General features: G+C 75.5%; 17 protein-coding genes. 9 read left to right on the plus strand and 8 right to left on the minus strand.

The features are described from left to right. Positions 1 to 71: 71 nt before the first annotated feature. Both ACYX4T_RS13150 and ACYX4T_RS13155 read right to left on the minus strand, forming a co-directional pair. Positions 72 to 854, minus strand: a complete 783-nt coding sequence (locus tag ACYX4T_RS13150; RefSeq protein ID WP_476015270.1) for an FAD-binding oxidoreductase — start codon at positions 852 to 854, stop codon at positions 72 to 74. Continuing rightward, positions 805 to 1,416, minus strand: a complete 612-nt coding sequence (locus ACYX4T_RS13155) for a sulfite oxidase-like oxidoreductase (protein ID WP_476014937.1) — start codon at positions 1,414 to 1,416, stop codon at positions 805 to 807. Before ACYX4T_RS13155 ends, ACYX4T_RS13150 begins: the two co-directional genes overlap by 50 nt. 193 nt (positions 1,417 to 1,609) lie before the next feature. Between ACYX4T_RS13155 and ACYX4T_RS13160 the strand changes: the two genes are divergently transcribed. The 4 genes from ACYX4T_RS13160 to ACYX4T_RS13175 all read left to right on the plus strand — a co-directional run bounded on the left by ACYX4T_RS13160 (position 1,610) and on the right by ACYX4T_RS13175 (position 5,495). Then, positions 1,610 to 2,020: a GlcG/HbpS family heme-binding protein gene (locus ACYX4T_RS13160; RefSeq protein ID WP_476014938.1), complete on the plus strand. Its 411-nt coding sequence runs from the start codon at positions 1,610 to 1,612 to the stop codon at positions 2,018 to 2,020. Positions 2,021 to 2,094: 74 nt separating this feature from the next. Further along, positions 2,095 to 3,141 carry an LLM class flavin-dependent oxidoreductase gene (locus ACYX4T_RS13165; RefSeq protein WP_476014939.1) on the plus strand — a complete coding sequence of 349 codons (1,047 nt, stop codon included), beginning with the start codon at positions 2,095 to 2,097 and terminating at the stop codon, positions 3,139 to 3,141. Positions 3,142 to 3,304: 163 nt separating this feature from the next. Continuing rightward, complete coding sequence (locus tag ACYX4T_RS13170; RefSeq protein ID WP_476014940.1) at positions 3,305 to 3,676, plus strand: hypothetical protein; 372 nt, start codon at positions 3,305 to 3,307, stop codon at positions 3,674 to 3,676. 79 nt (positions 3,677 to 3,755) lie between these two features. Then, positions 3,756 to 5,495: a class I adenylate-forming enzyme family protein gene (locus ACYX4T_RS13175; RefSeq protein ID WP_476014941.1), complete on the plus strand. Its 1,740-nt coding sequence runs from the start codon at positions 3,756 to 3,758 to the stop codon at positions 5,493 to 5,495. On the opposite strand, the gene ACYX4T_RS13180 is transcribed toward ACYX4T_RS13175, so the two are convergent. Continuing rightward, entirely contained in the window at positions 5,467 to 6,711 is a 1,245-nt protein-coding gene (locus ACYX4T_RS13180; protein WP_476014942.1) for a PucR family transcriptional regulator, read from the minus strand. The two genes, ACYX4T_RS13175 and ACYX4T_RS13180, sit on opposite strands and share 29 nt — an antisense overlap. Positions 6,712 to 6,904: 193 nt before the next feature. On the opposite strand from ACYX4T_RS13180, the gene ACYX4T_RS13185 reads away from it, so the two are divergent. The 5 genes from ACYX4T_RS13185 to ACYX4T_RS13205 all read left to right on the plus strand — a co-directional run bounded on the left by ACYX4T_RS13185 (position 6,905) and on the right by ACYX4T_RS13205 (position 11,920). Further along, positions 6,905 to 7,747: an ABC transporter ATP-binding protein gene (locus ACYX4T_RS13185; protein ID WP_476014943.1), complete on the plus strand. Its 843-nt coding sequence runs from the start codon at positions 6,905 to 6,907 to the stop codon at positions 7,745 to 7,747. Beyond that, positions 7,744 to 8,496, plus strand: a complete 753-nt coding sequence (locus ACYX4T_RS13190) for an ABC transporter ATP-binding protein (protein WP_476014944.1) — start codon at positions 7,744 to 7,746, stop codon at positions 8,494 to 8,496. Before ACYX4T_RS13185 ends, ACYX4T_RS13190 begins: the two co-directional genes overlap by 4 nt. 25 nt (positions 8,497 to 8,521) lie before the next feature. Beyond that, complete coding sequence (locus tag ACYX4T_RS13195; protein WP_476014945.1) at positions 8,522 to 9,400, plus strand: branched-chain amino acid ABC transporter permease; 879 nt, start codon at positions 8,522 to 8,524, stop codon at positions 9,398 to 9,400. Positions 9,401 to 9,494: 94 nt separating this feature from the next. Further along, positions 9,495 to 10,586, plus strand: a complete 1,092-nt coding sequence (locus tag ACYX4T_RS13200; protein ID WP_476015271.1) for a branched-chain amino acid ABC transporter permease — start codon at positions 9,495 to 9,497, stop codon at positions 10,584 to 10,586. Beyond that, a complete protein-coding gene (locus ACYX4T_RS13205; protein WP_476014946.1) occupies positions 10,586 to 11,920 on the plus strand; it encodes an ABC transporter substrate-binding protein in 1,335 nt (444 codons plus the stop codon). The genes ACYX4T_RS13200 and ACYX4T_RS13205 overlap by 1 nt, the downstream gene beginning before the upstream one ends. A gap of 54 nt (positions 11,921 to 11,974) precedes the next feature. Here ACYX4T_RS13205 and ACYX4T_RS13210 read toward each other — a convergent pair whose 3' ends face one another. The 5 genes from ACYX4T_RS13210 to ACYX4T_RS13230 all read right to left on the minus strand — a co-directional run bounded on the left by ACYX4T_RS13210 (position 11,975) and on the right by ACYX4T_RS13230 (position 17,487). Continuing rightward, positions 11,975 to 13,111: an acyl-CoA dehydrogenase family protein gene (locus tag ACYX4T_RS13210; protein WP_476014947.1), complete on the minus strand. Its 1,137-nt coding sequence runs from the start codon at positions 13,109 to 13,111 to the stop codon at positions 11,975 to 11,977. Positions 13,112 to 13,125: 14 nt separating this feature from the next. Beyond that, positions 13,126 to 13,812 (minus strand): GntR family transcriptional regulator, encoded by a 687-nt coding sequence (locus ACYX4T_RS13215; RefSeq protein ID WP_476014948.1) that lies wholly within the window; start codon positions 13,810 to 13,812, stop codon positions 13,126 to 13,128. Positions 13,813 to 13,960: 148 nt separating this feature from the next. Continuing rightward, the gene (locus ACYX4T_RS13220; protein ID WP_476014949.1) at positions 13,961 to 15,295 is read right to left on the minus strand and encodes an MFS transporter; all 1,335 of its coding nucleotides are present in this window, start codon (positions 15,293 to 15,295) and stop codon (positions 13,961 to 13,963) included. Between the two features lie 56 nt (positions 15,296 to 15,351). Continuing rightward, positions 15,352 to 16,179, minus strand: a complete 828-nt coding sequence (locus ACYX4T_RS13225) for an IclR family transcriptional regulator (protein ID WP_476014950.1) — start codon at positions 16,177 to 16,179, stop codon at positions 15,352 to 15,354. Between the two features lie 117 nt (positions 16,180 to 16,296). Then, positions 16,297 to 17,487, minus strand: a complete 1,191-nt coding sequence (locus ACYX4T_RS13230; protein WP_476014951.1) for a cytochrome P450 — start codon at positions 17,485 to 17,487, stop codon at positions 16,297 to 16,299. Positions 17,488 to 17,492: the final 5 nt, after the last annotated feature.

Consider the following 17,492-nt stretch of genomic DNA (forward strand, 5'->3'; position numbering starts at 1 on the left):
GTGGTCGCGCCAAGGAGATGCGCAGGCCGGCGCTCCTGCGTCGCGCTGTCCTGCGACCTCCGGCGCGGGTGTCAGCCCGTCGGGCCGAACCGCTCCACGCGGATCGTCCCGGCGGGCTGGCCGGCGTCGACGAGCAGCGTCTCCATCGCGCCGGTGAAGCGGGCCGAGCCGCAGAGGTAGACCGTCGCCGCGGGGTCGACGAGCGCGGGGATCGCGGCCGCGTCGAGGCGCCCGGCGTGCGGGTCGCCCGGTGCACGGGTCAGCGCGATGTGCGCGCCGGCGGCCTCGAGCTCGTCGGCGTAGGGCAGGCGGTCGCGGGTGGTCGCGCTGACCGCGAGGCGCAGCCGGTCGGTCCGGCCGACGTCGTGCGCGTGCCGCAGCATCCCGACCAGCGGGGCGACGCCGCTGCCGCCGCCGATCGCGACGGCGCGCGTGTGGCCGCTCCAGACGAACCAGCGCCCGATCGGCCCGCGGACCTCGAGATCGTCGCCGGGCTCGACGACGTCGGCGAGGTAGGTCGACACCTCGCCGTCGTCGATGCGCTCGACGAAGAGCTCCACGAGGTCGTCGGCGGGCGCCGAGGCCACCGAGTAGGAGCGCTGCGCGGTGTAGCCGTCGGGCGCGCGCAGCCGCACCACGTAGTGCTGGCCGGGGTGGTGCGCCACGCGCGCGGGCACGGCGAGGCGCAGCACGACGGCGTCGACCGCCGGGTGCGCGACCTCGACGACCCGCGCGTCGCGCCACCTCGCCGCGGCCCGCCGGTCGTTGGGGCCGCCCGCGCGGTCGTCGGGGGCCCCGAACTCGTCAGTCCCCGTCGAAGCGCTGCTCGCGCCAGGGGTCGCCTCGCTCGTGATAGCCGTTCACCTCCCAGAAGCCGGGCTCGTCGTGGTCGAGCAGGGTGATCCTCTCGATCCACTTCGCGGACTTCCAGAAGTAGAGGTGCGGCACGATCATCCGCACCGGTCCGCCGTGCTCGCGCGGCAGCGGCCTGCCCTCGTGCTCCCACACCACCCACGCCTTGCCGCCGCGCACGTCGTCGAGGGGCAGGTTGGTGGTGTAACCCGTGGTCGAGCGCTCGACGACGAACCTCGCCCCGTCCTGCACGCCCACCGCGTCGAGCAGGGTGTCGAACGAGATGCCGGAGAAGTTGGTGTCGAGCTTGGACCACGTGGTGACGCAGTGGATGTCCCCCGCGTACACCGAGGGCGTCAACAGCCGCAGCTCGCGCAGCGTCCACGTCGTGGGCGTGTCGACCAGACCGTCGACGGTGACCGTCCACGTGTCGGCGTCGACCCGCGGCGTCGCCTCGGCGGTGAGCACCGGCCACCCGGCCCCGACGTCGTACTGCCCCGGGGGCAGCCGCGGGTCGCGCTCCCGCCGACGCCCGAGGAATCCGCGCGTGGTCGCCACGATCATCACTCCGTCCGCTCTACCGTCGCGGCCCGACAGTAGTGAACGAACGCCCCTCCTGGCGCCCCTCGGACGGCGCCGTCGCCGGGTGGGTCCGGTGTCGTCGCGGGGTCGACGGCACCCGAGGGTCGCGACCACGATGGGCAGGGTCGTCGACCCACCGGCGAGCTCCCGCGCAGCCTTCCGGGAAGGACCCGCCATGCGCTCGATCGAGACCGTGACCCTGGACGACGCCCGCCGCGTCATCGCCGCCGGCGAGCAGGAGGCGGCGCAGCAGGGGCAGCCGATGAACATCGCCGTCGTCGACGCCGGCGGCAACCTCGTGGCCCACATCCGCCAGGACGGTGCCTGGATCGGCAGCGTCGACGTGGCCATCAACAAGGCCTTCTCCGCGCGGGCCTTCGACGTCTCCACCCAGGGCCTCGCCGAGAACGCCCAGCCCGGCGGGCAGTTCTTCGGCATCCAGGACTCCAACCACGGCCGCGTCATGATCTTCGCCGGCGGTGTGCCGCTGATGTCCGGCGACGCCGTGGTCGGCGCCGTGGGCGTCAGCGGCGGCACCGGGGAGCAGGACCAGGCCGTCGCCTCCGCCGCGGCGGCGGCGCTGTAGGGGAACACCTCCGCGGCGGGGGTCGTTGCCCCGATCACCGGACCCTGTCGGAGCCGCTTCGAGGGAGTGCTGCCGTGCCCACGCCCGACGTCCCGCTCGAGAAGCTGGGCTTCCTCACCCTCGGACTCTTCGACGGCGACGACCCCGGTCCCGGCATGGAGTCGACGCTCGCGGTCATCGAGCTGGGCGAGCAGCTCGGCTTCGACAGCGCCTACCTGCGCCACCGCCACTTCCAGACCGGCATCTCCTCCCCCATCGCGATCATGGCGGCCGCGTCGCAGCGCACCTCGCGGATCGCCATGGGCACGGCGGTCACGCCGCTGGGCTGGGAGAACCCGCTGCGGATGGCCGAGGACCTCGCCACCGTCGACATCCTCTCCGGCGGCCGGCTCGAGCCCGGCTTCTCGGTCGGCCCGCCGATCCACTGGGACGACGTCAAGGACGCGCTCTACCCCGACACCGCCGACCGGGAGGACCTCACCTACGAGCGCGTGGCCCGCCTCCTGCGGATGGTGCGCGGCGAGCCGGTGAGCACGTTCTCCGGCACCGCGGGGTTCGAGGAGTTCTCGGCGCGGGTCGAGCCGCACTCCCCCGGACTCGGCGACCGCATCTGGTACGGCGCGGGCAGCGGGCGCTCGACGCGGTGGGCCGCCGAGCAGGGTCTCAACCTGCTGACGAGCAACATCATCAAGCCCGAGCAGAGCGACCTCGAGACCGACGGCCGCTGGGACTTCGCCGCGATCCAGCAGCGCCAGATCGCGCTGTTCCGGGCGCACCACCGCGACGGCGAGGCCGCCCGCGTGTCGCAGGGGCTCGTCGTCATCCCCACCGACTCGGCCACCCCGGAGCAGCGCGCCAGGTACGAGGCCTACGTCGCGCGGCGCACGCCCCGCACCGCCGCGCCGAGCGGCCCGCCCGGGCCGGGACTGCTCGCGGCGCCCGACGTGCTCGGCACCTCGGAGGAGGTCGCCGAGAAGCTCTACGCCGACGCCGCCTTCCGCGAGGTCCGCGAGGTCGTGTTCGCGCTGCCGTTCACCTTCGAGCACGAGGACTACGTGCAGATCCTCACCGACATGGCCACCAGGCTCGGCCCGGCGCTGGGCTGGAAGCCGGCGGCCTGAACGGGCCTCCGGCCCGTCGGCTCACACGGACCGGAGATCGCGCCCCGGCAATCCTTGCGCCTGCCTTGCATCCGGTGGGGGGGCGGCCCGGAACGGTGGCTCGCCGGCTCCTCGCTGCCGAAGAATCGCAAGTGCCCCGCCGACGACGGAAGGACGCGCACCGATGCGGGACACCATTCCCATGCCGTGGGCGACCGACGCCGAGCGGACCGCCGACGTGGAGAAGCACGCGACGATGCTGGCGGCCGCGACCTCCTGCCTGGGCCGGCGTCTCCACCTCGCTCCCGGCGAGGTCGACGGGGCGACGGTCGTGGGGGTCGCCTACGACCTCGCGCACGTCGTCCTCGATCGCTGTGACGCCGCGGGCGAGTTCCGGGACGCGCGGGACGAGGCCGTGGCCCATTCCCTCACCTTCCTGGTGGTCGCGTTCTCGGAGTCGGCCCGCGATCCCGAGCGCCGCGCGTTCCTCGATTCCTTCTACCGCGAGGTCTGGGCCCGGTTCCTCGTCGAGCAGGACGCCCTCCAGCGCAGCTGAGGGTCGCGGGGCGTCGCGGGCCCTCGGCGTCGCGGCTCCCGCCCGCCTACCCTCGGCACGGTCGGGAGGAGGGTCGAGGATGGCGTCCGCCGGAGCGGCCGGGACCGATGACCACGCGGACCGGACCGGCCTCGGCCCGATCCTCGCCGAGCTGACCGCCCCGGGCGGGGAGTTCGCGATGGTGCCGGCGACGGTCGACGGCGTCGCCATGCGGGTCCACGAGCGGGGCCCGCACACGCTGCGCGAGCTGTACCTGACCTCGCCCGCGCCCGGCGACCGCGTCGCGACCGTCTACGGGTCCGAGCGCACGACCTACGCCGAGCACCGCCGCCTCGTCGCCGGGCTCGCGCGGTGGCTGGTCGACGAGCAGGGGCTGGCGCCCGGCGACCGGGTGGCCGTCGCGATGCGCAACGTGCCCGAGTGGCCCGTGGCGTTCTGGGCGGCGCTGGTCGCGGGCCTGGTCGTCGTGCCCCTCAACGCGTGGTGGACCGGCGAGCAGCTCGCCGGCGCGCTCGCGCACGCGCAGGCCCGGGTGGTGATCGCCGACCCCGAGCGCGGGGGCGCGCTCGTCGGGCGCCACGACCTCCCGCCGGTCGTGCTCGCGCGCGGGGAGGGTCCGCCGCCGCCCGGGGTGCTGGCGTGGGACGACGTCGTGCGCCCGTCCGACGGCCCGCTGCCCGCGGTCGACGTCACCCCGGACGACGTCGCCACGATCATCTACACCTCGGGCACCACGGGGGCGCCGAAGGGCGTCGTCGGTACCCACCGCAACCACGTCACCAACGCGCTCAACGTCGCGTGCCTGGGGCGCGCCAACCAGCTGGCCGCCGCGCGGCGCGGCGAGCCGGTGCCCGCGCCCGCCCGGCCCGGGACGCTGCTCGCCTACCCGATGTTCCACATCGCCGGGCTCAACGGGCTCTACGGCGCCGTCCTCTCGGGCGCGACGCTCGCGCTGCTGCACCACTGGGACCCCGACGAGGCCCTGCGCCTCATCGCCACCGAGGCGCTGACCAACGCCTCGGGCGTCCCGTCGGTGCTGCGCGACGTCGTCGAGCTGGCCGTCGAGCACCCGCGGCAGACCGCCTCGCTGACCCGCATCGCCATGGGCGGCGCCCCGATCCCGCCCTCGCTGGTGCGGCGGGTGTCCACCGAGCTCGCCGGGCGCGCGTCGGCGGCCAACGGGTACGGCGCCACCGAGACGACGTCCGCGGTGTGCGCCAACACCGGCGCCGACTATGCCGCGCACCCCGACAGCGTCGGGCGTCCGGTCCCCGGCACCGAGCTGCGCATCGTCGACCCGGCGACCGGCGACGAGGTCGGCGAGGGCACCGTCGGCGAGCTCTGCTTCCGCGGCCCGCAGATCATGCGCGGCTACTGGCGCAACCCCGGGGCGACCGCGGCCGTGCTGCGCGACGGGTGGCTGCACAGCGGCGACCTGGGCCTGGTCCGCGACGGCTGGGTCTACGTCGTCGACCGCGCCAAGGACGTCGTCGTGCGCGGCGGGGAGAACGTGTTCTGCGGCGAGGTCGAGGCCGCGCTGCTCGCGCAGCCGGGCGTCCTCGAGGCCGCGGTGGTCGGCGTCCCGCACCCGCGCCTCGGCGAGGACGTGGCCGCCGTGCTCGTCGCCACCCCGGGCACCGCGCCCGACACGGCGGCGCTGCAGGCCGCGCTGGGCGCCGTGCTGCCCGGGTTCGCCGTGCCGGGCACGGTGATCTGGCGCGACGAGCCGCTGCCGCGCACCGCCACCGGCAAGGTCGTCAAGACGACCCTGCGGCGGGAGCTCGGCGAGCTCAGCGCTCCGCCAGCACCCCCAGGGTGAGCAGCAGCTGGTCGCGCGGCGCCGCGAGGCGCAGCGAGGTCAGCGCCTCGATGCGCGAGACGCGCGACGCGACGGTGCTGCGGTGGCACGCGAGCGCCGTGGCGGCACGGGACGGCGACGCGCCCTCGACGAGCACCACCTCGAGGGTCCGCAGGAGGGTCGCGCGCTCGAGCTCGGGGAGGTCGGCCAGCCCGCCGAGCACGACCCGGTGCAGGCGGGCGGCCACCGCGGGGTTGCCGGCGAGCAGGGCCTCGGGCAGCCGGTCGTCCAGCGCGACGACCCGGGAGGCGGAGGGCGCGAGCGTGCACGCGGCCAACCGCGCGAGGGCCAGGCCCCCGTCGACCTCCGCCAGGCCCGCCACCGGCGGGGACACGCCGACGGGGCCGGCGGCGCGGGGCCCGAGCAGCCCGACGACCTCCCCGGTGGTGACGCCCTCGGCGGCGACGAGGCCGACCACCTCGTCGCGCCGCGGGTGCCAGGTCGAGGTGATGCCGGCCTCGCGCAGGGCGTCGCGGGGGGCGCGCAGCGGCTCGTCGTCGACACCTCCCTCGACGCTCCCGGCCGGGGCGACGACGCACAGCAGCGGGCCGTGCTCGGCCAGGCCCAGCGTCCGCGCCGCCTCCCGCACGACGGCCGGGTCGCTCCCGCGACCGTCGAGCAGCTCCTCGACGATCGCGTGGCGGTGCCCGAGGGTGCGGCCGCGCAGCCGGGCCTCCTCGGCCCGGTAGGCGTCGACCAGCCGCGCGGAGCTCCCGTCGATCATCCGCCACACCTCGTCGGCCACCGCGAGCAGCGTCCGGTCGTACGCGCCCCCGTAGCGCTCCTGCGACACCGCCCGCATCCGTTCCCACAGCAGCCGCCCGCCGAGGCGGTGGGCCCGGAGCACGGCCTCGAGCGGCACGCCCTGCCGGGCCCGGCGCCGCCCGGTGTCGGCGGTCAGCGACATCCGGTCGGTGTCGGGCCGCACCTCCCCGGCCAGCACCAGCAGGCCACGCTCGAGATGCGCCCGGCACGTCGTCCACACGTCCTCGCGCGGCGCGACGCCGGGCTCGCCGTCGGTGTCCTCGCGCTCGAGGATCCGGGCCGTCAGCCGGTCGGCGAGGTCGTCCAGGTCCGCGCGCAGCGCCCCGCAGAGGACGGCGAGCACAGCGGACACGGCGGGCACGTCCGGCTCCCCCTCCGCGGGGGTCGCGGTGCGCCGGCGCGGGGGGCCCATGGCCGCAGGATGCACCCGCACCGGACCCCGGAGAAGCCGGTCGTGCCCGGCGCTGCATGACCCAGCTCACATTCTGTGCTCCCGGCCCATGGTCCGGACGGGGCGGTCGGCCCAGGGTGAGCCTGGTCGGCTCCGCTGGGTGCCGGCACGGTCCCGCCGGGTGACGACGGGGCGGGACGGCCGGGGAGAGCACATGACGTCTGCCGCGCAGCGGGAGCCCACGCTGGGCACGCCGGCCTTCGCCGTCGAGGACGTGACCGTGCGGTTCGGCGGGCTCACGGCGCTGGACGCGGTGTCGCTGGACCTCGCCGAGGGCGAGGTGCACGGGGTCATCGGGCCCAACGGCGCCGGGAAGACCACGCTGCTCAACGTCTGCTGCGGCTTCCAGCGCCCGGACGAGGGGGTGCTCACCCGCGCGGGCCGCCCGCTGACCGCGCTCGCACCGCACCAGCTCGTCGGCCTCGGGATCGCCCGCACCCTGCAGGGTGTCGGCCTGTTCCGCGGGCTGACCGCGCTGGAGAACGTCATGGTCGGCGCGGACCGTCACCGCCGCACCGGCTTCCTCGCCGCCCTGCTCGGGCTGCCGCGCGCCGAGGCCGACCGGCGCGCGCTCGCCGAGCGGGCCCGGGCCGCGCTGGTCGAGGTGGGCGCCGCGGACGTCGCCGACCGGCACCCCGACGCCCTGCCGTTCCCGGTCCGCAAGCGGGTGGCGCTCGCGCGGGCGCTCGTCGCCGAGCCCGAGATCCTCTTCCTCGACGAGCCGGCGGGCGGGCTCGGCTCCGACGACATCGAGGAGCTGGCCGGGCTGATCCGCCGGCTCGCCGGGCGGAGCGCGCGCACCGCGGTGGTGCTGGTCGAGCACCACATGGACCTCGTGATGGCGGTGTGCGACCGGATCACGGTCCTCGACTTCGGCCGCGTCATCGCGGTCGGCGATCCGGAGACCGTGCAGGACGACCCGGCCGTCGCCGCCGCCTACCTCGGCGAGGAGTCCCGGGGCGGGTCCCAGGGCGATTCCCCGGGGAGCGCGTCGTGAGCGCCCCGTCGACGGCCCCGCCGCGCCTGGTCGTCGAGGACCTGACCGCGACCTACGGGCCCGTGACCGCCCTGCGCGACGTGACGATCCCGACCGAGCCCGGCGGCGTCACCGCGGTGCTCGGCGCGAACGGCGCGGGCAAGACGACGCTGCTGCGCACGGTCTCCGGTCTGGTGCGGCCCCGCGCCGGGCGGGTGCGCCTCGGCGAGCGCGAGCTCACCGGCGCCGCGCCGGAGTCGGTGGCCGCCGCCGGCGTCGCGCACGTGCCCGAGGGCCGCGGGGTGATCACGCAGCTCACGGTCGAGGAGAACCTGCGCCTCGGGGCCCTGCTGGGCCGTCGCCGGGCCGCCGGCCGCGGCGGGCCGGCCCGCGGGTGGTCGCTGGACGCGGTGCTGGAGCTGTTCCCGGCCCTCGCCGACCGCCGCCGGCGCCCGGCGGACACGCTCTCGGGCGGCGAGCGGCAGATGCTGGTGATCGGCCGTGCGCTGCTCACCGAGCCCGACGTCCTGCTGCTCGACGAGCCGTCGCTCGGTCTGGCGCCCCGCATCGTCACCCAGATCTTCACGGTGCTGCGCGACCTCACCGAGCGGCACGCCCTGACCGTCGTCCTCGTCGAGCAGAACGCCCGCAGCGCCCTCGAGGTCGCCGACACCGGCGTGGTGCTCGCCCTGGGCCGCGTCGTCGCGGTCTCCGACGCCGCGACCCTCGCCGCGGACCAGGCCCTGCGCCACGCCTACCTCGGCTTCTGAGCCGGACCGGACCGGGAGGAGCCCCGTGCAGCAGTTCCTCGACCTCACCCTCAGCGGGTTGTCCCAGGGGGCGATCTACGCTGCGTTCGCCCTCGCCCTGGTGCTGATCTGGCGCTCCACCCGCGTCGTCAACTTCGCGCAGGGGTCGATGGCGATGTTCACGACCTACCTGGCGCTGCTCGCCGTCGACGCGGGCTGGCCGTACTGGGCCGCGCTGCTGGTCGCGCTGGGCTCGGGCCTGCTCCTGGGCGCGCTCGTGGAGCGGGTCGTGATGCGCCCGGTGGAGAACGGTCCCGAGCTCAACCCGGTGATCGTCACCCTCGGGGTGTTCGTGGCGCTGCAGGCGCTCGCGTCGCTGCTGTTCGGCGCCCAGTACCGCTCGTTCCCGGCGCCGCTGGGGCTCTCGGGGCTGCAGGTCGGGTCGGTCAACGTCGCCGTCACGCCGTACGGGCTGTTCACCCTCGGCGCGGTGCTGGTGACGATGCTCGGCCTGGTCGCGCTGTTCCGCTTCACCGACCTGGGCCTGCGCCTGCGGGCCTCGGCGTTCGACGGGGAGGTCGCGCGGCTGCTCGGGGTGCCCGTCGGGCGGATGCTCACGCTGGGCTGGTCCCTGGCGGCGGCGGTCGGGTCGCTCTCCGGCCTGCTCATCGCCGGCGGCAGCCTCGTCTGGCCGGCCTACATGGACGCGCTGATCGTCTACGGGTTCGTGGCCGCCGTGCTCGGCGGGCTCGACAGCCCGCTCGGGGCCGTGGTCGGCGGGGTCGCGATCGGGCTCGCCCTCTCCTACGTCAGCGGCTACCTCGGCTCGGAGCTCGCCGGCATGGCCGCGCTGGTCATCCTCGTCGCCGTCCTGCTGGTCCGTCCGGCCGGGCTGTTCGGCCGCGCCCGCGTGCGGAGGGTCTGACGTGACCGACGCCGACGTGACCGACACCGACGCCCCCACCACCGCCCGCGCCGGCGCCGACGCGGACCGGCCCCGGCGCCGCCGCACACCGCGCCTGCCGCGCACACCGCTGGCCCGGCACTCGCTGGGCCTGCTCGTGGGCGCGGTGGTGGTGCTCGCGGTCCTCGAGCTCGCCAGCCCGTTCCGGGTCTCGCAGGTGGCGACGCTCGCCTACTACGTCATCGCCTGCGCGGGCCTCACGCTGCTCACGGGCACCAACGGCCAGATCTCGCTCGGTCACGGCGCCTTCATGGCCGTCGGCGGCTACACCACCGCGCTGCTGCTGCCGCCCGGCGTGCCGTTCCTGGCGGCGATGCTCGCGGGCGCGGCGGTCGCCGGGCTCGTCGGCGCGGTCGTCGGGGTCGCGGCGGCGCAGCTGCACGGCCCGTACCTCGCCGGCGCGACGCTCGCGCTCGCCGTCGGGCTGCCCGGGCTCGCGGTCGCGTTCGCCGGTCTGCTGGGCGGCGACCAGGGCCTCACCGTCGACGCGCCCCGCCCGCCACCGGCGGTCGCCGACGCCCACTACTTCCTGTTCGCCACCGACCCGTCGACGACGCAGTGGCTCGCGGCCATCGGCGCCGCCGTCGCCGGGGTGGTGCTGTGGTGCCTGGCCAACCTGGGCACGTCGCGCTACGGGCGGGTGTGGCGGGCGGTGCGCGACGACGAGGTCGCCGCGGAGCTCGCCGGACTGCGGGTCGGGCGCCTGCGGGTGCTCGCCTTCGTGGTCAGCGCGGTGTGCGCGGGGCTCGCGGGCGGGGTGCTGGCCCTGGTCACCCGACTCGTGGCGCCGAGCGGGTTCGGGATCGTGCTCTCGCTGTCGTTGCTCGCCGCGATCGTCATCGGCGGGCTCGGCAGCCTCACCGGCGCCGTGCTCGGCAGCGTGGTGATCGTCTTCCTGCCGCCGCTGGTCACCGGGCTCGGGGCTCGTGCCGGGCTGTCGGACATCCAGGCCGCCGAGCTGGCCCCGCTCACCTACGGGCTCGTGCTGGTGCTGGTGATGATCTTCGCGGCCGACGGCGCGGTGGGTCTGCTGCGGCGAGGTGCGGCACGGCTGCGGCGCGGGCGGACGGGGCCGGAGCAGGAGCCCGGGCCGGCGCAGGAGCCGGAGCACGAGCAGGGGTCGGACGTCGAGTCGAGGAGGACCTGATGAGGGTGTTGCCGGGCGCGAGGGTGCTCGCCGCGGTCGTCGCGGTGCTGGCGGTGGTCCTGGCCGGGTGCGGGGCGGGCGGGCGGGAGCAGGAGCCCGGCGGGGCGTCCGACGTCGGCGTCACACCGACCTCGATCAAGGTCGGGGCGCACTTCCCGCTCACGGGGGTCGCGGCGCCGGGCTACAGCGAGATCCCGACCGGCACCCGGGCCTACTTCGACTGGGTCAACGCCCGCGGTGGCGTCAACGGCCGGCAGATCGAGTACGTCTTCCGCGACGACGCCTACACCCCGACCCAGACGACGCAGGTCGTCAACGAGCTGGTGCTGCGCGACCAGGTCTTCGCCGTCCTCGGCGGCCTGGGCACCGCACCCCACGGCGCGGTCCTCGACTTCCTCAACGGCGAGGGCGTGCCCGACCTGTACGCGTCGTCGGGCTCGCTGCTGTGGAACCAGCCCGAGCAGAACCCGATGACCTTCGGCTGGCAGCCGGACTACGAGGTCGAGGGCAAGATCCTCGGGCAGTACATCGCCCAGACCGCCCCGAACGCCCGGGTCGGGCTGCTCCTGCAGGACGACGACTTCGGGCGCGACGGCGAGGCGGGCGTCCGGCGCACCCTCGGCCCGCAGGTCGTCGCCGCGGCGCGCTACACCTCCGGCGCCACCGACATCGCCCCGCAGATCTCCGCGCTGCAGGCCGCGGGCGCGGACCTCGTCATCGGCTTCACCGTGCCGTCGTACACCGCGCGCAGCCAGCTCGCGGCCCAGCGGCTGAACTACCGGCCGCAGTGGGCGTACAGCAACGTCGGGTCGGACCCCACGCTCGTGGGCGGCCTGCTGCAGCGGCTGAGCCAGGGCCAGAGCGGGCCGAACCCGCTCGACGGCGTGCTGACCACGGAGTACCTGCCGGGCCCGGACGAGACGAACGACCCGTGGGTGCAGCTGTTCTCGCAGGTCTGGGCGGCCCACGGCGACGGCACCCCGCTGACCAGCTTCCGCATCTACGGGATGGCCGAGGCCTACACGTTCGTCCAGTCGCTGCAGGCGGCCGGCCCGGCACCGACGCGGCAGGGGATCGTCGAGGCGGTGGAGCGCCAGGGCGGCGGACCGAACGGCTTCCGCGGCCCGGCCTACCCGCCGTTCCGGTACAGCCCCGAGTCGCACGCGGGCATGGCCGGCGTCGCCGTGGCCCGGCTGCAGGGCGGCAGCACGCTGCCGCTGACCCCGGTGCGCCTGACCGACAACGGGGACGCCCCGATCACCGACGCCCCGGAGCAGAGCCGGCCCGCGCCACCGCCCGACGGCATCCCGACGGTCACCCCGACCGCGGGCTGAGCCGCCGCTGCCCGGGTCCCCGGGCGGCCCCTCCGCGAGGGGCCGCCCGCGGGATCACAGCCCGAGCGTCTTGCCGATGATGTCGCGCTGGATCTCGCTCGTGCCGCCGTAGACGGTCGAGACCACGCTCTGGCGCAGCAGGCGCTCCATGCCGTACTCGGTGGCGTAGCCGTAGCCACCGAGCATCTGCATGCCCTCGAGCGAGAGGTGCTTGGCGAGCTCGGTGGCCTTGAGCTTGGCCATCGACGCCTCGCGCGGGAACAGCGCGCCGGGGTTCTCGTCGATGGTGCGGGCGGTGTCGTGCACGAGCAGCTTGAGGGCCGCGAGGTCGGTGGCGTTGTCGGCGATCCGGTGGCGCAGCGCCTGGAAGGTGCCGATCGGCCGGCCGAACTGCCGGCGCTCCTTGACGTAGGCCAGCGTGTCGTCGAAGGCGCGGCGCGCGAGGCCGAGCATGAGCCCGGCGAGGATCATGCGCTCGAGGTTGAGCCCGGCCATGAGCTGGCGCCAGCCCTGCCCCTCGGTGCCGACGACGGCGTCGGCGGGCAGGTGGCAGTCGGTGAAGTAGAGGTCGTTGACCTCCTTGCCACCCATGGTCTCGATGCCGCGGATCTCGAGGCCCTCGGCGTCGGTGGGGACCATGAACATCGTCAGGCCCTCGTGCTTGCCGCCCTCGGTGGAGGTGCGGGCGACGAGCAGGATGTGCTTCGAGATGTGGGCGTTCGAGCACCACGTCTTCTGGCCGTTGACCACCCAGCCGTTCTCGGACTTCTCGGCCTTGCAGGTCAGGCCGCCGACGTCGGAGCCGGCGCCGGGCTCGGACATCGAGATGGCGAGCAGCTCGCCGCCCACCACGTCACCCAGCAGCTGCTGCTTCTGCTCCTCGGAGCCGCTGCGCTCCAGCGCGGCCGCGGTGATGATCGTCGTGCCGAAGCCGCCGATGGGGATCTGGTGGTAGGAGGTCTCCTCGAGGAAGACGAGCAGGTCGGTCATCGACCCCCCGGAGCCGCCGTAGGACTCGGGCAGCGCGATGCCGAGCCAGCCCTGGTCGGCCATCTTGCGGTAGATCTCCATCGAGTGCGGGCCCTCGGCGGTGAGCTCGTCGCGGCGCGCCTTGTCGGGCACCTCGCGACGGGCGAACTCGCCGATGGCGTTCGCGAGGTCCTGCTGCTCCTCGGTGAGGGTCACGGGCATCGTCGGCCTCCTTCTCAGCGTGCGTCGTCCCAGAGGCCGACGGCCTCGAGGTGGGCGAGCAGGAGGTCGCGCCCGTCGAGGACGTGGCCCTCCATGGCCGCCCGTGCGGTCCCGGCGTCGCCCGCGGCGAGGGCGTCGAGCAGGGTGCGGTGGGCCGCGACGGTGGCGGTGCGCCAGGCCGCGCGGCCGGTGTAGAAGCGGGGCGGCAGGTAGTGCGCGGCGCGCCCGACGAGCCAGGCGAGCTTGCGGGCCCCGCCCGCGCGGTTCAGCGCGGCGTGGAATCGGCCCTCGGCGACGGCGAGGTCGCCCGGGTCGCCGGTCGCGATGAGCGCGTCGACCTCGGCGGCCCGGGCCTGCAGCGCCGCCAGCCCCTCGGCGTCGAGCGACCCGGCCGCGCGGGCCGCCAGCTCCCCGGTGAGCTGGGCCTGGACGGCGAAGAGGTCGACGACGTCGGCGCGGTCCAGCGGCGCGACGACGAACCCGCGCCGCGGCAGCGCCCGCACCATGTCGTCGGCGCGCAGCGCCTGCAGTGCCTCGCGGACCGGGGTGGGGCTGACCCCGAGCTCGACGGCGAGACGGTCGGGGCGGAGGAACGTGCCCGGGCGCAGCACCCCGCTGAGGATCCGCTCGCGCAGCTGCAGCGCCACCTGCTCGGGCAGCGCCGGCGCGTCGCCGAGCAGCGCCGCCTCCGCACCGGTCACGGTGCCGGACCATATCCTATGGGATTTGACGCGACCAGGGGCCGGCGAGCGGCGATGGTGGAGATCAGCAGGCCGACAAGCACCCCCGGGAGCGCTCTCGAGGTGCGTTTCCGCCTGCTGATCACCGAGGTGGGGGTCGAGGTCGGGGTCAGACGGGCGTGCGCACCGGCGTCCGGGTGCCGGCGCGGCGCACGAGCCGGTCGGCGGCCAGCGCGCCGAGGCCCGAGATCAGCGTGATGAGGACGAGGTACGCCGACGCGCCCGCCATGCCGAGCGACGAGGCGAGCAGCAGCGTCGTGAAGATCGGGGCGAGGGCGCCGCCGACGATCGAGCCGAGCTGGTAGCCGACCGACGCGCCGCTGTAGCGGATCTCGGTCGGGTAGCACTCGGCGGCCAGCGCGGCGGACGGTCCCCACATGGGCGCCGAGGCCCACCGCGCCGCCGCGACGGCCACGGCGATGAGCAGGAGCGACCCGCTCGCGAGCAACGGCAGGAAGAGGGCGGCGACGACGGCCGTGGCGATGCTGCCGGTGACGATCGTGCGGGACAGGCCCCAGCGGTCGGCACCCGCGGACACCCACAGGATCAGCGGCACCTCGAGCACCGCGACGACGAGCACGATCGCGATCAGCGCCGCGCGGGGCAGGCCGAGGCTGCTGGTGCCGTACTGGATGGTGTAGGTCGCGGCCATGTAGCCGATGCCCGTGATGCCGGTGAACATCGCGATGCCGCACAGGACCTGCGGGAAGTGGTGGCGCAGGACCGACGCGAGCGGCAGGGCCATCGACCCGGAGCGCTTCACGGCGACGAACTCCGAGCTCTCCTCGATCCGCAGCCGCACCCACAGCCCGACCAGCACGAGCACCGCGCTGAGCAGGAACGGGACGCGCCAGCCCCACGACGAGAACGCCTCGGCGGGCATCGACGCCGCGAGCACCAGGAAGACCGCGTTCGAGGCGATGAGCCCGATGGGCACCCCGAGCTGCGGGAAGCTGCCGTAGAACGCGCGCTTGGACTCCGGCGCGTGCTCCACCGAGATCAGCACCGCGCCGCCCCACTCGCCGCCGACCGCGAAGCCCTGCACGAGGCGCAGCAGGACGAGCAGGACCGGGGCGAGCGCGCCGATCGCGGCGTAGGTCGGGAGCAGGCCGATGAGGGTGGTGGCGACACCCATCGTCACCAGCGTGGTGACGAGCGTGGCCTTGCGCCCGATGCGGTCGCCGAGGTGCCCGAACACGATGCCGCCGATGGGGCGGGCGACGAACCCGACGGCGAAGGTCGCGAACGCGGCGAGCGTGCCGGTCAGCGAGGAGACCTGCGGGAAGAACTGCGGCGCGAACACCGTCACGGCGGCGAGGCCGTAGATGTAGAAGTCGTACCACTCGATCGACGTGCCGACGAGGCTCGCGAGGGCGACCTTGCGGACCTCGCGCCCCGAGCGGGCGGTGGGGGCGGGCGGAGTGGCGGCCGGGTCCTCGGCCATGGGCGGTCCTCCGGGAGGGCTCGGTCGGGGGTGGCTCGGGAGTGTCGGAGCGAGTGTCAGGAGGCCGGCGCGGCCCGGCGCGTGGCGCGGCCGGCGGCCAGGGCGTGCGAGACGCCGGCGGCGCTGGTGCGCACGAGTGGGGCGAGCACCGAGACCGGCGGGTTGTCGTGGTGCGCGACGACCGACAGCGCGGCCACGACCTCGCCGGTCGCGTCGCGGACGGGCGCGGCCACCGAGGTGGCGTCGTCGGTGATCTGGCGCTCGCTGACCGCGTAGCCGCAGGTCCGGATGGCCGCGAGCATCTCGCGGATCCGGACGGGGTCGGCGAGCGTGTAGGGCGTGTGGCGGGTGAACGGGCCATCGAGGACCCGCTCGAGGACGTCGGTCGGCGCGTGCGCGAGGAGCACCAGCCCGACCCCGGTGGCGGTCATCGCCCAGCGGCCGCCGACGCGGGTGAGCACGCCGACGGCGCGCGACCCGGCGAGGCGCTCGACGAAGACGATCTCGTCGTCCTCGCGCACGGCGAGCTGGACGTTCTCGCGGGTGACCGCGCACAGGTCCTCGAGGTAGGGCAGCGCCCGCTCGCGCAGCCCCGGGCCGCGCGGCGCGAGCGCGCCGACCTCCCAGAGCCGCAGGCCGACCTGGTAGCGCCCGCCCGGGTCGCGCTCGACGGCGCCCCATACCTCGAGCTCGGTGACGAGCCGGTGGGCGGTGGACAGCGGCACGCCGGAGCGGCGCGAGATCTCGCTGAGGGTCAACGTCGGGCGGTCGTCCGAGAAGGCCTCGAGCAGGCGCAGCGCCCGGGCGACGACGGGTCCCGTCGACACCCGCTCGGGGTCCCGCGCGGGGCGGGTGGACCGGCCGCGGTCATGGGTGACCGTCATGGCTCTCCGTCGGCATCGGCGACACGGATCGCAGGAGTGTGCGGCGGGTCACGCACCGTGCCCAACAGAGGTTTCCGGATGCCGGAAGACAAGTGTGGGTTCCGTGTCAGCTCCGTCTCAGCCCGTGACGAGGCGGACCGGCACGCTCGCGAACCCCCGCAGCCAGTTCGACAGCCGCGGCCGCGACTCCCCCGCCGGCTCGAGGCGCGCGACGCGGCGGGCCAGCGCCCCGAGCAGCGCCTCGGCCTCCATGCGGGCGATCACCTGGCCCACGCAGTTGTGCACCCCGGCGCCGAAGGCGGTGTGTCCGGCGGTGCGTCGGTGCAGGTCGAAGGCGTCCGGGGCGTCCCACCGGCGGGGGTCGCGGTTGGCGGCACCCAGCATCATCAGCAGCTTCTCGTCGGGGTGGACGAGGGTGTCCCCGACGACCACCTCGCGCGTCGCCGTCCGCCCGATCACCGGGCTCGGGGTGTGGAACCGCAGACCCTCCTCGAACGCGGCCCGCGCGAGCGTCGGGTCGGCGTGCAGCGCCGCCCACTGGTCGGGGCGGCGGGCGAGCTCGTGCACCACGGAGCCGAGCGCGAGGATCGTCGTGTCGATCCCCGCCGAGAGGAACGACCGCACGAGCAGCGCGGCGTCGTCGGCCGAGATGTCACCGGTGTCGGCGAAGGCGTAGATCGCGGCGCCGATCCCGTCGCCGGTCAGGGCCTCGCGGCGGACCTGCCACGCGACGTACTCGCGCGCCCCGCCCGCCCGGCGCTCCGCCTCGGCGCGCAGGGAGTTGTGCGGGCCCATCGACTCGAAGTTCAGGGCGGCGTAGGGCAGGAGGTGCTCGCGGCCCTCGGGGGCCATGCCGACCGCGTCCGGGAGGACCGTCATGGGGAAGCGCTCGCCCAGCGCGACGGCGGCGTCGACCTCGCCGGCCGCCACCGCGTCGTCGACGACCTCCTCCGCGACCGCCGCGAACCGCGCGGCGAGGTCGGCGAGCGCGCGCGGCGCGAGCACCCGGTTCATCACCCGGCGCGCCGCGGTGTGCGCGGGCGGGTCGGCGTCGAGCAGCACGCTCGGCGGGCGCCAGCCCTCGCCGCGCCGGATGTCGGCGAGCCCGGTGCCGGCGGTCGACGTCCAGGTCTCCCAGTCGCGGAAGACGGCGGCCACCTCGGCGTGCCGCCCCGTCGCCCACACCCCGTGCGCGGGCAGCCGCACCAGCGGCGCGGCCTCGCGGATCGCCGTGTCGGCGGGCACCGGGTCGGCGAGGACGTCGAGGGCGAACGGGTCGACGTCGAGCTCCACCACCGTGTCGGTCACCGCTC

The organism is Actinomycetospora sp. ABD4_176 (assembly GCF_056311855.1).